Origin of the sequence: Pseudomonas sp. TH31, from assembly GCF_016650815.1 — a bacterium.
Taxonomy (GTDB): domain Bacteria; phylum Pseudomonadota; class Gammaproteobacteria; order Pseudomonadales; family Pseudomonadaceae; genus Aquipseudomonas.
The window spans coordinates 36132-50653 of sequence record NZ_JAEKEZ010000008.1; the positions used below are offsets into that span (position 1 = coordinate 36132).

General features: G+C 54.5%; 12 protein-coding genes. 11 read left to right on the forward strand and 1 reads right to left on the reverse strand.

Translation table 11 applies throughout. The features are described 5' to 3' along the window. The first annotated feature begins 64 nt into the window (after positions 1-64). Positions 65-529, forward strand: coding sequence for a bacterioferritin (gene bfr / locus JFV26_RS06460; protein ID WP_123359019.1), 465 nt, complete (start codon positions 65-67; stop codon positions 527-529). Positions 530-678: 149 nt separating this feature from the next. Here the strand turns inward: bfr and uvrA are convergent, their stop codons facing one another. Beyond that, positions 679-3513: an excinuclease ABC subunit UvrA gene (uvrA, locus tag JFV26_RS06465; protein WP_201190754.1), complete on the reverse strand. Its 2835-nt coding sequence runs from the start codon at positions 3511-3513 to the stop codon at positions 679-681. Positions 3514-3704: 191 nt separating this feature from the next. Here uvrA and JFV26_RS06470 point away from each other — a divergent pair, with 191 nt between their 5' ends. The 10 genes from JFV26_RS06470 to tnpC all read left to right on the forward strand — a co-directional run bounded on the left by JFV26_RS06470 (position 3705) and on the right by tnpC (position 13501). Then, positions 3705-5102: an MFS transporter gene (locus tag JFV26_RS06470; protein WP_201190756.1), complete on the forward strand. Its 1398-nt coding sequence runs from the start codon at positions 3705-3707 to the stop codon at positions 5100-5102. A gap of 9 nt (positions 5103-5111) precedes the next feature. Beyond that, a complete protein-coding gene (locus tag JFV26_RS06475) occupies positions 5112-5642 on the forward strand; it encodes a single-stranded DNA-binding protein (protein ID WP_123404375.1) in 531 nt (176 codons plus the stop codon). A gap of 128 nt (positions 5643-5770) precedes the next feature. Beyond that, positions 5771-7015 (forward strand): tyrosine-type recombinase/integrase, encoded by a 1245-nt coding sequence (locus JFV26_RS06480; RefSeq protein WP_201190758.1) that lies wholly within the window; start codon positions 5771-5773, stop codon positions 7013-7015. Next, positions 7012-7980 (forward strand): hypothetical protein, encoded by a 969-nt coding sequence (locus tag JFV26_RS06485; protein ID WP_201190760.1) that lies wholly within the window; start codon positions 7012-7014, stop codon positions 7978-7980. Before JFV26_RS06480 ends, JFV26_RS06485 begins: the two co-directional genes overlap by 4 nt. Positions 7981-8003: 23 nt before the next feature. After that, on the forward strand, positions 8004-8591 hold the full coding sequence (locus JFV26_RS06490) for a hypothetical protein (RefSeq protein WP_342215430.1): 588 nt from the start codon (positions 8004-8006) through the stop codon (positions 8589-8591). After that, positions 8584-10584 (forward strand): integrase, encoded by a 2001-nt coding sequence (locus tag JFV26_RS06495; RefSeq protein WP_201190762.1) that lies wholly within the window; start codon positions 8584-8586, stop codon positions 10582-10584. The genes JFV26_RS06490 and JFV26_RS06495 overlap by 8 nt, the downstream gene beginning before the upstream one ends. Further along, positions 10585-11082, forward strand: a complete 498-nt coding sequence (locus JFV26_RS06500; RefSeq protein ID WP_242487749.1) for a hypothetical protein — start codon at positions 10585-10587, stop codon at positions 11080-11082. Positions 11083-11363: 281 nt separating this feature from the next. Continuing rightward, positions 11364-11540, forward strand: coding sequence for a hypothetical protein (locus JFV26_RS33330; protein ID WP_242487750.1), 177 nt, complete (start codon positions 11364-11366; stop codon positions 11538-11540). Beyond that, entirely contained in the window at positions 11537-11872 is a 336-nt protein-coding gene (gene tnpB / locus JFV26_RS06510; protein WP_201189253.1) for an IS66 family insertion sequence element accessory protein TnpB, read from the forward strand. Before JFV26_RS33330 ends, tnpB begins: the two co-directional genes overlap by 4 nt. An 81-nt stretch (positions 11873-11953) precedes the next feature. Continuing rightward, entirely contained in the window at positions 11954-13501 is a 1548-nt protein-coding gene (gene tnpC, locus JFV26_RS06515) for an IS66 family transposase (protein ID WP_201189251.1), read from the forward strand. Positions 13502-14522 lie beyond the last annotated feature (1021 nt).

A 14522-nucleotide genomic window follows, 5' to 3' on the forward strand; every position in this document is an offset into this window, starting at 1 on the left:
GCGGAGTGACCAATCAGTCGGCTTGGTTCAAACTACAGACTTTCAAGCAGGGAGATGTAGGGCGATGCAAGGCCACCCAGACGTAATCGATTACCTCAACACGTTGCTGACCGGCGAGCTGGCGGCGCGTGATCAATATTTCATCCATTCGCGGATGTACGAGGACTGGGGTTTTACCGAGCTCTACGAACGTATCAACCACGAAATGGAAGAAGAGGCGCAGCACGCTGACGCCCTGATGCGTCGAATCCTGATGCTCGAAGGCACGCCACGGATGCGTCCGGACGACCTGGATGTCGGCACCACAGTGCCTGACATGCTCGCTGCCGACCTGCGACTGGAATACAAGGTCCGTGCCGCACTCTGCAAGGGCATTGAGCTCTGCGAGCTGCACAAGGACTACGTTAGCCGCGAGATTCTGCGTATTCAACTGGCGGATACCGAAGAAGATCACACCTACTGGCTGGAGAAGCAGTTGGGGCTGATCAAGTTGATCGGTCTGGAAAATTATCTGCAATCGCAGTTCTGATTACAGAACCTAAAGATCGCAGCCTGCGGCAGCTCTTACAGGTAACGCATTCCCGTGTAGGAGCTGCCGAAGGCTGCGATCTTTTGATCTTCCGTATGAAAAAGCCCCTGTCACCGACAAAGTGACAGGGGCTTTTTCATGGGCCTGATTCAGGCCTTGTCGCGAGCCAGCAGCGGCTTGAGGTAGAAGCCGGTGTGAGACTGCTTCATCTCCGAGACTTCTTCCGGCGTACCGACGGCAATGATTTGCCCGCCTTTGGAGCCGCCTTCCGGCCCCAGGTCAACCAACCAGTCCGCAGTTTTGATTACGTCCAGGTTGTGCTCGATCACCACTACGGTGTTGCCGTGGTCACGCAGGCGATGCAGCACGTCGAGCAATTGCTGGATATCCGCGAAGTGCAGGCCGGTGGTCGGCTCGTCGAGGATGTACAGGGTCTTGCCTGTATCGCGCTTGGACAGCTCGCGGGACAATTTCACCCGCTGGGCTTCGCCGCCGGACAGCGTGGTCGCCGATTGCCCAAGCTTGATGTACGACAAACCGACGTCCATCAGCGTCTGCAGCTTGCGCGCCAGCGCCGGAACCGCATCGAAGAACACCCGCGCTTCCTCGATCGTCATCTCGAGGGTTTCGTGGATGTTCTTACCCTTGTACTTGATCTCCAGCGTTTCGCGGTTGTAGCGCTTGCTCTTGCAGACGTCGCACGGGACATAGATGTCCGGCAGGAAGTGCATTTCCACCTTGATCAGGCCATCGCCCTGGCAAGCCTCGCAACGGCCTCCCTTCACGTTGAAGGAGAAACGCCCCGGGCCATAACCACGGGAGCGGGACTCAGGTACGCCGGCAAACAGTTCGCGAATCGGTGTGAATAATCCGGTGTAGGTCGCCGGGTTGGAGCGAGGTGTACGACCGATCGGGCTCTGGTCGATATCTACAACTTTGTCCAGATGTTCCAGGCCCTTGATGCTGTCGTGAGCGGCCGCTTCAAGCGTTGTTGCGCCGTTGAGTGCCGTAGCGCTCAGCGGAAACAGCGTGTTGTTGATCAGCGTCGACTTGCCAGACCCGGACACGCCGGTCACGCAGGTCAGCAGGCCCAGCGGGATTTCCAGATCGACATTACGCAGGTTGTTGCCACGAGCGCCCTTGAGCGACAAGGTCATTTTTTTGTTACGCGGTGTGCGTTTGGCCGGCACCGCAATCTTCACGCGGCCGGACAGATACTTGCCGGTCAATGAGTCCGGATGAGCCATGACTTCGGCCGGCGTACCTTCTGCGACGATATGCCCACCGTGCACGCCAGCTCCAGGGCCGATGTCCACAACATAGTCCGCCAGACGAATCGCGTCCTCGTCGTGCTCAACCACAATCACGGTATTACCGATGTCTCGCAGGTGCTTCAGAGTGCCGAGCAACCGATCATTGTCCCGCTGATGCAGGCCAATCGACGGTTCATCGAGGATGTACAGAACCCCAACCAGGCCGGCGCCAATCTGACTGGCCAAGCGAATGCGCTGGGCCTCACCGCCGGACAACGTGTCAGCACTGCGATCCAGCGACAAATAGTCGAGACCGACGTTAACGAGGAACTGCAGACGCTCGCGGATTTCCTTGAGAATCTTGTCGGCAATTTCGCCACGACGGCCAGTCAGCTTCAGAACGCCGAAATACTCACAGGCATCGCCGATTGGCAGATTGGTCACTGCCGGCAGCGTCTTCTCGCCGACCCAAACGTGCCGTGCCTCGCGACGCAGACGAGTGCCACGGCAATCCGGGCAAGGCTGGGTGCTGAGGAACTTGGCCAGTTCTTCACGTACCGAGGCGGACTCGGTTTCGCGGTAGCGGCGTTCCAGGTTCGGCACGATGCCTTCGAACGGGTGCGAGCGTTTGACGATGTCGCCACGGTCGTTCAGGTATTTGAAGTCGACGTTCTGTGAGCCGCTGCCGTGCAGGATGAATTTCTGCTGGTCGGCCAGCAGGTCATTGAACGGCACTTCCAGGCTGAACTTGTAGTGCGACGCCAATGACCCGAGCATCTGGAAGTAATAGACGTTGCGCCTGTCCCAGCCGCGAATCGCGCCTTCGGCCAGGGTCAGTTCGCCATTGACCAGTCGTTTGATGTCGAAGAACTGCTTCACGCCGAGGCCATCGCACGTAGGGCAGGCGCCGGCCGGGTTGTTGAAGGAGAACAGCTTGGGTTCCAGCTCGCTGATGGCATGGCCACAGATCGGGCAGGCAAAGCGTGCGGAGAAGATCATCTCTTCGCCCGGCTCGTCGTCCATCGGTGCAACCAGTGCGATACCGTCCGCCAGTTTCAGCGCCGTCTCGAAGGATTCGGCCAGACGCTGTTGCAGATCGGCGCGGACTTTGAAGCGGTCGACCACCACATCAATCGAATGCTTCTTCTGTTTATCCAGCTTCGGCAATTCGTCCAGCTCACAGAGCCGGCCGTTGACCCGAGCCCGAACGAAACCCTGGGCGCGCAGCTCTTCGAAAACCGACAGGTGCTCGCCTTTACGCTCGCGGATCACTGGCGCCAGCAGCATCAGCTTGCTGCCTTCCGGTTGGGCAAGGACCAGGTCGACCATCTGACTGACGGTCTGGGCTTCCAGCGGAATGTCGTGATCCGGGCAGCGCGGAATACCAACACGGGCGTATAGCAGGCGCAGGTAGTCGTAGATTTCGGTAATGGTGCCGACCGTCGAGCGCGGGTTATGCGAGGTCGACTTCTGTTCGATGGAGATCGCCGGCGACAGGCCTTCGATGGTGTCGACGTCAGGCTTTTCCATCATCGACAGGAACTGACGGGCATAGGCCGACAGGGACTCGACGTAGCGGCGTTGACCTTCGGCGTACAGCGTGTCGAAAGCCAGGGACGACTTGCCGGATCCGGACAGGCCGGTGATGACGATCAGTTTGTCCCGTGGCAGGGTCAGGTCGATGTTCTTCAGGTTGTGGGTTCGGGCCCCACGAATCAGGATCTTGTCCAAAGTGGCCTCGCTCGGCGGGCGTCGAAAACGTAGGAGTATACGGCCAAATACTGGATGGATGCACACTATCAAATGCGGGTTGCACAGGCTTACATGAAGACTGCGTCATCTATGCGCGTCATAGCGTCGCGATATACCCCGTCAATCGATGGGACTGGTAGAATCGCCGCCGGTTCACATGAGGTTTTTCCATGCACGATCCCCACAGCGAACGCATGAGTGGCAGTGAGACCCGCGCAGCAAGCGGTCTGGCCCTGGTGTTCGCCTTCCGTATGCTTGGCATGTTCATGGTGTTGCCGGTACTGGCGACCTATGGGATGGACCTGGCGGGAGCGACCCCGGCCCTTATCGGGCTGGCGATTGGCGCTTACGGCCTGACCCAGGCGATTTTTCAGATTCCGTTCGGTTTCATTTCCGATCGTATCGGCCGGCGTCCGGTCATTTATCTGGGGCTGATCGTTTTCGCCCTGGGTAGCGTGCTGGCGGCCAATGCCGATTCGATCTGGGGCGTCATCGCCGGGCGAGTGCTGCAAGGCGCCGGGGCGATTTCCGCGGCAGTCATGGCGTTGCTGTCAGACCTGACCCGGGAACAGCATCGGACCAAAGCCATGGCCATGATTGGCATGACGATTGGTCTGTCGTTCGCGGTCGCCATGGTTGTAGGGCCGTTGCTGACCCGTGCGTTCGGTCTGTCTGGCTTGTTCCTCGCCACCGGCGGCATGGCGCTGTTCGGCATCGTGATCGTGATGTTCATGGTGCCGCGCGCCACCGGCCCGTTGCAGCACCGAGAGTCCGGCGTTGCGCGCCAGGCGCTGATCCCGACACTCAAGCACCCGGACCTGCTGCGCCTGGACCTTGGCATTTTTGTGTTACATGCGATGTTGATGTCGAGCTTCGTTGCATTGCCCCTGGCCCTGGTCGAAAAAGCCGGGCTGCCTAAAGAGCAGCACTGGTGGGTGTACCTGACCGCGCTGCTGATCTCCTTCTTCGCCATGATCCCGTTCATTATCTACGGCGAGAAGAAACGCAAAATGAAACGAGTTTTATTGGGCGCCGTGACGACGCTGATGCTCACTGAGCTATTCTTCTGGCAGTTCGGCGACACCTTGCGAGCTCTGGTGATTGGTACAGTGGTGTTCTTCACCGCGTTCAATCTGCTGGAAGCTTCCTTGCCATCGCTGATCAGCAAGGTTTCACCAGCGGGCGGGAAGGGCACTGCGATGGGGGTTTATTCCACCAGCCAGTTCCTCGGTTCGGCGCTGGGCGGGATCCTCGGCGGCTGGATGTTCCAGCATGGCGGTTTGTCGGTTGTCTTCCTCGGATGCGCCGGCCTGGCTGCCCTCTGGTTGGCCTTTGCTGTTACCATGCGCGAACCACCTTACGTGACGAGTCTGCGCTTGCCGCTGTCGCCCGAGGCGATCCGCGAAGCGGGTCTGGTTGAGCGCCTGAAGGCCGTCGTAGGGGTAACAGATGCAGTGATCGTTGCAGACGAAGCGGCGATTTACATCAAATTGGACACAGAACTATTGGATCGCACCACCCTTGAGCGCCTGGTGAACAACCCGGCCGGGGAAGCGTGCGTAGCCTAGGAGAACGTTATGGCCCGTGGGGTTAACAAAGTCATATTGGTCGGTACTTGCGGCCAGGATCCCGAAGTTCGCTACTTGCCTAACGGTAACGCCGTGACCAACCTGAGTCTGGCGACCAGCGAGCAATGGACCGACAAGCAAACCGGTCAGAAGGTCGAGAAGACCGAATGGCACCGTGTATCGATGTTCGGCAAGGTGGCCGAAATCGCCGGCGAATACCTGCGTAAAGGTTCGCAGGTCTACATCGAAGGCAAGCTGCAAACCCGCGAGTGGGAAAAAGACGGTATCAAGCGTTACACCACGGAGATCGTGGTCGACATGCAAGGCACCATGCAGTTGTTGGGCGGCCGTCCACAGCAGGGCGACCAACAAGGCGGGGGCAATAACTACCAGCAATCCGCCCCGGCCCCACGTCAGCAGCAGGCTCCGCGTCCGCAGCAGTCGGCACCGCAGCAGTCGCGTCAGGCTCCGCCTCCACAGCAGGCAGCGCCGCAACCGGCTCCGGATTTTGACAGCTTTGATGACGATATCCCGTTCTAGGATATAGCTAAGAGTCACATTGTAAAGTTTTCCCCTGAAAGCCCCAGAGCGTAAGCGATTGGGGCTTTTTCTTTGCTGAAGAAAAAGTAACTATGAATAGCGAAGACGGCCTAGGGGGATAGTTTTACATGAATGTAAAGAATTCAGAGGTTTACCTACCGAAAAGAGTGGCGAAGGCCAAAAAGGTAACGTTCGAGAGCGGTGAGAGGTCTTGCGTCATCGTTGACGATTTGGGTATGCCCCTCTATTACCCGAACCTCTACCTAACCACCCAAGTCAGGAACAAAAGCAATTCAGCTTCAACGCTCACGAACAGTGCAGGGCATCTAGGTGCGTTTCTTCAGGTGATGGAGGAGTATCAGATTGATCTCGTAGCTCGGCTGTCAGAGGGGAAGGTGCTAGACCCCCATGAAGTTGAGTCGCTGAGGGGTATCCTGCAAAGGCGTCTAGTGGCTCAAACAGAGGGGAGGGTCGTACCCACCTACTTTTCCAGCCACGAATATATTTCAAAAGACGTCATGCATGCTCGCATCGGCGTTGCTACTGGATATCTTGGTTGGCTAGCTTCGCTCTACCTGCGTAACTCTCGCGATAGTGATGAGCTACCCCGAGTTATAGCCGCAATGCGTGAAATACGGCCCGTTAGCAAAAAGCGCAATAGGATCAACAGAAAGCGTGGTCTCAGCGCTGCCAGCGCCTCAGCGGTACTTGAAGTACTGAGGCCAGGATCGGACTTCAACATCTGGGAGCAGGGGGCCACTCAGGTTAGAAACCGGCTGATCCTATCTCTCATGTATGAGCTTGGCATTAGGCGCGGCGAAATGCTGAATCTGATGATTGAAGACTTCGACTTTCGAGCCAATCGTGTTTCGATAATGAGGCGTGCCGACGAGAAAACTGATCCACGTCTCGATCAGCCGCTGGTTAAAACCAACGACCGCATAATACCGTTAAAGCCCTCTATCATCAAAGAGGTCCAGATTTACATTTCGGAATATCGGCGTGTCGTGCCTGGTTCGCGGAAGCACGGATTTCTCTTTGTAACTCATAAATCAGGGCCAACGCAGGGGCAGCCGCTTTCTATCGGTGGTTACAAATATGTCATTCACAGTCTTCGAAGGGATGTGCCGCCACTTAGCGCATTTTCTGGTCACGATCTTCGTCATTATTGGAACGAGCGTTTCTCAGACTTGATGGATAAGGCCAATGTGCCCCATGCAGAAGAAGAGCTAATGCGCTCAGAACTAATGGGGTGGAAGTTTGGTAGCGGAACTGCCGCTACCTATAATCAGCGGTATATTGAAAGAAAAGCTGCTGAGTATGGGCTGAAGCTACAGGAAGCAAGCCTACCTCCTAGTAAGGTGAAGAAATGATCGATTCAGCGAGCCCTTCAGACAGCCCGCCGCAGTTGATCGCTATGGAAGGTAGCGCCGGCCAAAAGGTTGTATTGCTACATGATATTGCTCTAGTTTCGGTACTCGGGCGTGAGTTTAATTTCAATGACGACAAATGGAATTTGTCTAAGGACATTTCGTTAAATTTGGCGCTCATAATGACTCGGACGCCGGAGCAATATCGTGAAAGCGTAAGAAGGCTGTTGGCGCACTATGCCACGACAATGTCCGGCGGAAGCGCTGTGAGAGTCTCTGTTGCACTGCATCATTTTTTTTCTTCGACTTCCGGTGAGATTAATACCAGTCAGCTCATAAATTTCAAGTCCGATTTAGGTGATAATCAAGAGAGCTTACAATGTCTTAGACCATTTTTCCGGCGATGGTTAACCTTCGGATATCCAGGGATGGCAAGCGATGTTGTCGCGATGCTTGATGGATGGCGGTTGAAAGGTCGTGAGAAAGGGCTTGCTATAAAAAGTCTGGACCCTACCGAAGGTCCTCTTTCGGATTTCGAATATGCATCATTTAATGAGAATTTGATATTCTCATATGAAATGGGCGAAACATCTTTATATGACTTTTGTGCTTGTATGATCATTAGCACTACCGGTCGTAGGCCCATTCAATTAACCCATCTTAAATGTGGAGATCTCATTGATTTAAAGGGACAGGATGGAATCACCAACTATTTTCTTCACATTCCTCGAGCAAAGCAGGAGGGAGGCGGTTTTCGAGACGAATTTAAAACCTATCAGCTCACATTAGAGATGTGGCAGCTCCTTGAAAGCCATAAGCAGAAAGTGCTGCGTGATATAGTAGAAATAGGTTACGAGCTGTCAGAAGAGCAAAAAAACTGTTCCCATTATTTCCTGCAATTCGGAATTGGCGGAAACGTTCGAAAGCCGACTTTATCAGGGCACTTCCTGGCGAAAGGCTTCACATAAGCACTGCGGTTTTCACTCATATTTTGAAACGTACAGTCGAGTCACTTGGGATTGTATCTGAGCGAACCGATGAGCTACTCAACGTTTTTGCCCGACGTTTCAGGTACTCACTTGGGACACGAGCAGCGCGAGACGGCGTAAGTAAATATGTAATTGCAGAGATTCTCGATCATTCAGATACGCAGCACGTTGAAGTTTACACCTTGAATGTACCAGAACATCTAAAAAAGATTGATGAGGCTCTTGGGTTTCAGCTCGCGATATATGCTAAAGCGTTTGCTGGGGTATTGGTAGATTCCGAGCTTGACGCACTGCGTGGTTCGGACCCTGCGAGCCGTGTCAAACATCGAAAATGTAACGTCGGAACCTGTGGCAATTTTTCTTTCTGCGGGATGAACGCGCCTCGCCCCTGCTATACCTGTGTGAGCTTCCAGCCGTGGTTGGATGGTCCTCATGAAGAATTATATATTGAGTTGATAGAGGAGCGAGAGCAGCTGATCGCAAGAACAGGTGACCTGACCATTGCCGCTATTCTAGATCGGACGATAGTCGCGGTTGCAGAAGTTATCCGAAAGTGTGTTGAGCGCAAAAGAGAAAGCACGCATGAGTAATCTATTTCACTTCGTTAGTCAAAGCGAGTTAGATGCTCGCCATAATACAATTCAGTTCATTGATAGGTGCCGAAATGAGTTGACAGTGTTTGGTGCGGACTTGGATTTTGATTCTTGGCTATGGCCGAAGGTTGCAAATTTTACGAAGCTAGGATCTGGCTCTAGGTCGTTCTCTGTTGATGATCGAATGAGAGAGCCATTTATTTCATTTGCTAAAGCATACTTTAGATATCAGCAGGGCCATAATCCGACAGGAACTCGTAATGAGTCGAAAGCGTTAAAAGTATTAGAGCAGGCTTTATTTGATGCGCATGGAGAACCTGATATCGTTAGACTTGATGCATCGATTCTCGATCAAGCTGCTGTGTTGGCTAGGGGGCATTTTAGCGCTTCAGCGTACCAGTGCGGGCGAGAACTCCAACGTTTAGCAGAGTTTGTCTCCCATAACAATCTAGTCAGTCAGCCATGCGGGAGATGGAGAAATCCGATATCGAGGCCTCAGGACTCTAATCGAACTGGAAAGAAGGCTAGGGAGGCTCGCGACCGAAAGCTCCCTGCTCAAGACGCTGTATTGGCAATGGCGGATATTTTTTCGAGCGTTGGGGATAACCCTAGGGATATATTTACTAGCAGTGTTTTTGCATTGCTGATGAGCGGAAGTGTTCGTATTTCGGAAGTGCTCAGCTTGCCGCTGCATTGTGAGGACGATAGTTTCGATAAGCATGGCGATCCAGTCTACCGTTTAAAGTATTACTCAGGTAAAGGTTATGGAGCTAATTTAAAACCTGTTCCGACGGTTATGGTTCCGATTGTGAAAGAGGCACTGGCTCGTCTAAGAGCGCTTACTGCGGAAGGACGAAGTTTAGGTGAGTGGCTTGATGCCAATCCAGACCTAATGTTTATTCATCCAGACTCGGATCATCTTGAGAGGTCCAAGGCTCTCACAGAGGTTGAGGCGTGCGAAGCATTAGGTTTATATCTCCCAATGCATGAAGCTAAACAGCGAATTTATTATCTTTATGGATTTGGGCGCGGTGATGTCATTACGTTGGAGTCGCTGTGGGCTAAACTGAAAGACCGAGTTCCTCCAAACTTTCCCTGGGTTAATAAAAAGGCCGGTGTAAAGTATGGTAATGCCCTATTTGCTATGCAGCTAAATACGCTGCATGCGCAGCGCGGTACTTTACGTGTATTACCATGGGTTCCGGATGTGAACATTGTGAATAGCGATCTGTCTCCTAGGGAAAGCGCAGGTGAGGGCGTGCATACCAGCATCTTCGCTCGTTATGGTTTTCGCCATGCGGATGGGGCTGCGATGAAAATCACTACCCACCAGATGCGCCATATGATTGATACTATGGGGCATCGCGGGGGGCTGAGCGAGGAAGATATTGCTCGTTTCGCTGGTCGGGCAGACCCGAAGCAAAACCGTGTTTATAACCACCTCACGCCTACCGAGCTTGCTACGAAATACGAGAGCGCATTGATCGTGGCGGGATACGATCTATCTGTGCTCATTCACTGTGAGCCTGTCAGCCGAGATGCTTACGACCTCGCCCCTAAGGGACCTATTCATAAATCGAAGCATGGATTCTGCTTGCACGATTTTGCCGCAGCTCCTTGTGGGTTATTTCGTGATTGTTTGAATTGCAATGAACATTTGTGTGAGAAACGATCTGAAAGTAAGGAGGAGTTAGAGACTGAGCTAGCCGATACCGAGAAGCAATTGCTGGCATCTGAAGTTGCAATGAAGGAAGGTCATTACGGTGCCGATCGGTGGTATGAGCACCATAAGCTATCGGCGGCTCGCTTACGCGAACTTGTTGGTATTTTCAATGACGACTCTGTTCCAGATGGATCGCTCATCCGTCTCCAGCAGATTAATTCGCCGAGTCATACAACTCGCGCACTAAATGCGCGTGGTGAGATGTTACAAAATAACCTTGGTGAAGATCGAGACGACCAAATTTTAAGGTTAATGGAGCAGATGTAAATGGCTAAGCATTTAACGCGCTCTGACATAATGGCAATCGTCGATACCCTCTATGCGTGGCAGGGGCTTTTAACATGGGACGAATTATGTGGTGCTGTCACGAATCTCGTAGGAAAGCGTCCAACGCGCCAGTCTTTATCTGCTAATCCTGAGATAAAGCGAGCATTCGATCAAGCTAAGGCACAATCAAGATCTGAGGTTGTTCATGTTCCTACCCCGTCTAGTCTGAAAATTGCTGGAGAGCGAATTGCCAGACTCGAGTCTGAAAATGAAGCACTTAAATTGCAGAACTCGCGGCTGATCGAACGCTTCCTTAGGTGGCAATATAACGCATCAATTAAGGGGCTTCACCAGTCCCAATTAGATCAGCCACTTCCCGTAATTGACCGGGAGCGATCTGACGCGCCAGTTCGGTCTAAGCTCAAAGCGGTAAAAAAAACCTTTAGGCTAGTGTGTCAACGGCATTTGGCGCTGGATGGGGGGCTTCGTTTTTTATAGGAAAATTCAGCGTGTTGCATAACTGTATGCGTCCGGCCAACACACCTTCCTGACCCCGACGCCAAAGGCGATGGTGTCCACCTGATTTAAGTGGACACCATTTCTAGCCTTTTAAGCGGGTCTTTCATGCAGCCACAACGCCGTTCCTACTCCAAATCCTTCAAGGCCCAGGTCATTCAAGAGTGCTCCCAGCCCGGGCCTCGATTGCCAGCGTTGCGCTGAGCCACAGCCTCAACGCGAACCTCGTCCATAAATGGATTCGAGTGCAAACGCAGAAAGCCATGGCGCTGCAACCTGCTTTCATTCCGCTGCCCTTGCAGTTAGCCGGAGCAAATTCGCAAGCCGCGTCATCGACTATCTGCCTCGAAATCCCACACCCGCGCGGCACCGTGAAAGTGAACTGGCCGACCGAAAGCGCCGCTGCCTGCGCCACCTTTCTGCGAGACCTGTTGCGATGATCCGCATCGACTCCATCTGGCTCGCCACCGAGCCGATGGACATGCGCGCCGGCACCGAAACCGCGCTGGCGCGGGTGGTTGCAGTGTTCGGTGCGGCGCAGCCGCACTGTGCTTATCTGTTTGCCAATCGCCGCGCCACGCGCATCAAGGTGCTGGTGCACGACGGGTTGGGTATCTGGCTGGTAGCGCGCCGCCTGCATCAAGGCAAGTTCTTCTGGCCGGGTTCTCGACACGGCTCTCAGATAGAATTGGGTGCCGAACAGCTACATGCCCTGGTGCTGGGTTTGCCTTGGCAAAGAGTCGGGCCTGGCAGCGCGATTTCCATCGTATAACACCTGCCATGGCCACCCAGGCCGTGCAATTGTCCGATGAGCCTATCGTCGGTTTTAGCCTGCTCTGGCAAAATCGGCGGCATGACTTCACTGCCCAATCTCGACCAACTAAACCCTGAACAACTGCGTGCTCTGGCGGCGCAGTTGATGCAGCGTGTCGAGAGTCTCGATCAGAAAATCGAGACAATGGGTAAGAAGATCCACCGCGACCAAACGGTTATCGAAAAGCTGACCCACGAGATTGCGCAACTCAAGCGCTTCAAGTTTGCCAAGCGCAGCGAGCAACTGAGCCCGGATCAAGCCAGCCTGCTCGATGACCTGATCGACACCGACATTGCGGCCATCGAGGCTGAACTTGAAGCGCTGAAACTTGCTCCCGCTTCGACCGAGGTTCGGCAAAAACCTAAACGCACCGCCTTGCCGCCGCAGTTTCCGCGCACTCTGATCCACCACGAACCCGACAACAGCCATTGCCAGTGCGGCTGCGCTCTCAAGCGTATCGGCGAGGATGTCAGCGAGAAACTCGACTACACGCCGGGCGTGTTCACCGTTGAGCGGCACATCCGTGGCAAGTGGGTCTGCGATCAGTGCGAAACCCTGATCCAGGCACCGGTTCCGGCGCAGGTCATCGACAAAGGCATCCCGACCGCGGGGCTGCTGGCCCACGTCATGATCGCGAAGTTCGCCGACCATCTACCGCTCTATCGCCAGGAATCGATTTTTGGTCGAGCCGGTTTGGCTATCGCGCGTTCGACCCTGGCGCAATGGGTCGGCAACTGTGGCGTGCAGTTACAGCCGCTGGTCGATGCCCTGCGTAATACTGTCCTCGAACATGGCGTAATCCACGCCGATGAAACGCCGGTGCAGATGCTCACGCCGGGTGCGAAGAAAACCCATCGAGCCTATGTCTGGGCCTACGCCACCAGCCAGTTCTCGGAATTGGCGGCGGTGGTTTACGACTTCAGCCCTAGCCGCGCCGGAGAACACGCCCGCAACTTCCTGCAAGACTGGAAGGGCAAGCTGGTCTGCGATGATTTTGGCGGCTACAAGGCCAGCTTTGAACTCGGCGTGACCGAGATCGGCTGCATGGCTCATGCGCGGCGCAAGTTCTTCGAGCTGCACGCCACCAACAAGAGCCAGCTTGCCGAGCAGGCCTTGAGGTACATCCAGCGGCTGTACGAAATAGAGCATGAAGTCCGCGACCTGGAACCGGATTTACGCCGCCGAATACGGCAAGAAAAAGCCGTACCGGTGATGGACGCTTTGCATGCCTGGATGATCGCCCAGCGCCAGCTCGTGCACGACGGCTCGGCTATTAGCAAGGCTCTGGATTACAGCCTCAAACGTTGGACGGCGCTGTCGCGCTATCTCGATGACGGTGCCGTACCCATTGACAATAATTGGGCCGAGAACCAGATTCGGCCATGGGCGTTAGGTCGCAAAAATTGGCTGTTCGCTGGGTCACTGCGCAGTGGCAAACGTGCAGCCGCGATCATGAGCTTGATCCAATCGGCACGGCTCAACGGACATGATCCGTATGCTTATTTGAAGGACGTCCTCACGCGCCTGCCGACGCAGCGGGCGAGTGCGATTGCCGAACTGCTGCCGCATAGATGGCAACCGGTTTAGTTGCGCAAGACGGTATGCCCGGCCGCACTTTCATCCGAAACCTCCTGCACTTTATTCAGCGCATCGAGCATCTGTTCTGCACCCGCCTGGCCAATCAATGGAATCAATATGCGGATAGCTGCCCCGTTTCGATTTCCATCAGCCAGGCCAACGAGTCTGTGCCACCACCTTTGCTTCTGAGCGCAAGGTAGAGATTTCCCGGCGCTCCTGGTGACCTTGACGGGGTAGCGAAGCCCTTCGCTAACAACGGGGAAGAGGTCGATAGCCTTTTGCAAACTTGAGGCGGCATCCTCCGCCCGTTGTCGAAGGTTCGCCGTATGTAGTGGTCAATCAGGTGCAGCAACGTGTCGCCTCTCGTGATGATCGACACACGAAACTGTTCCGCAAAATTCTCGGACAACTCAGCTATTTTCGGAGGGAACCGAGCAGGCTTCCCTCCGTCAACATCCTTCTTGGCAGTTTGGGTGCTTTGGGTGCGCGCTCTGCCCCGACCGGCACCATCACCGATCCATATAAACCCAGGAACGCCCCGCACCACACTCACCCAACCCTTATAAGCACCCACTGAGCACTCAGCGAGCCCTAATCCGCACCTAAAAAACACCGTCTATTTCTCGACGACTTTCAACTGAAAGCACCGTAGACGCACCTACGCCACACCATCTCAACCCGGACGCCACCCCTAACGCCCCGACACAACCCAGATCAGCACTCATATCGCACCGAGGGCGATATTGTCGTGGCGCACATGGACCCAATTCAGGTTCATTCACGCCTGCACTGGTCAAACCAGCATGGGGCTCCGGTTGCCTGGTCACGCAAGGGGGGCCAAGCCAAAGCTAAAACATGGCCAATTGAATTCCGGCAAACCGATGGAGGGTGGCTGAAAACACTCTCGAATCAGTGCCAAATTTGGGGGACAGAAATCAGTTAAAACACCGTCTAATGTAATTATACGAACTGACCCATGTGTTACCTCTGTTTTCCTGCTCTCCCAGGGTGCAAGACGGGATGCCCGGAC

Excerpts from the sequence above, each read along its gene's own strand:
- bfr (WP_123359019.1), top strand. The coding sequence starts at position 65 with ATGCAAGGCCACCCAGACGTAATCGATTACCTCAACACGTTGCTGACC.
- JFV26_RS06470 (WP_201190756.1), top strand. The coding sequence starts at position 3,705 with ATGCACGATCCCCACAGCGAACGCATGAGTGGCAGTGAGACCCGCGCA.
- JFV26_RS06475 (WP_123404375.1), top strand. The coding sequence starts at position 5,112 with ATGGCCCGTGGGGTTAACAAAGTCATATTGGTCGGTACTTGCGGCCAG.
- JFV26_RS06480 (WP_201190758.1), top strand. The coding sequence starts at position 5,771 with ATGAATGTAAAGAATTCAGAGGTTTACCTACCGAAAAGAGTGGCGAAG.
- JFV26_RS06485 (WP_201190760.1), top strand. The coding sequence starts at position 7,012 with ATGATCGATTCAGCGAGCCCTTCAGACAGCCCGCCGCAGTTGATCGCT.
- JFV26_RS06495 (WP_201190762.1), top strand. The coding sequence starts at position 8,584 with ATGAGTAATCTATTTCACTTCGTTAGTCAAAGCGAGTTAGATGCTCGC.
- JFV26_RS06500 (WP_242487749.1), top strand. The coding sequence starts at position 10,585 with ATGGCTAAGCATTTAACGCGCTCTGACATAATGGCAATCGTCGATACC.
- JFV26_RS33330 (WP_242487750.1), top strand. The coding sequence starts at position 11,364 with ATGGCGCTGCAACCTGCTTTCATTCCGCTGCCCTTGCAGTTAGCCGGA.
- tnpB (WP_201189253.1), top strand. The coding sequence starts at position 11,537 with ATGATCCGCATCGACTCCATCTGGCTCGCCACCGAGCCGATGGACATG.
- tnpC (WP_201189251.1), top strand. The coding sequence starts at position 11,954 with ATGACTTCACTGCCCAATCTCGACCAACTAAACCCTGAACAACTGCGT.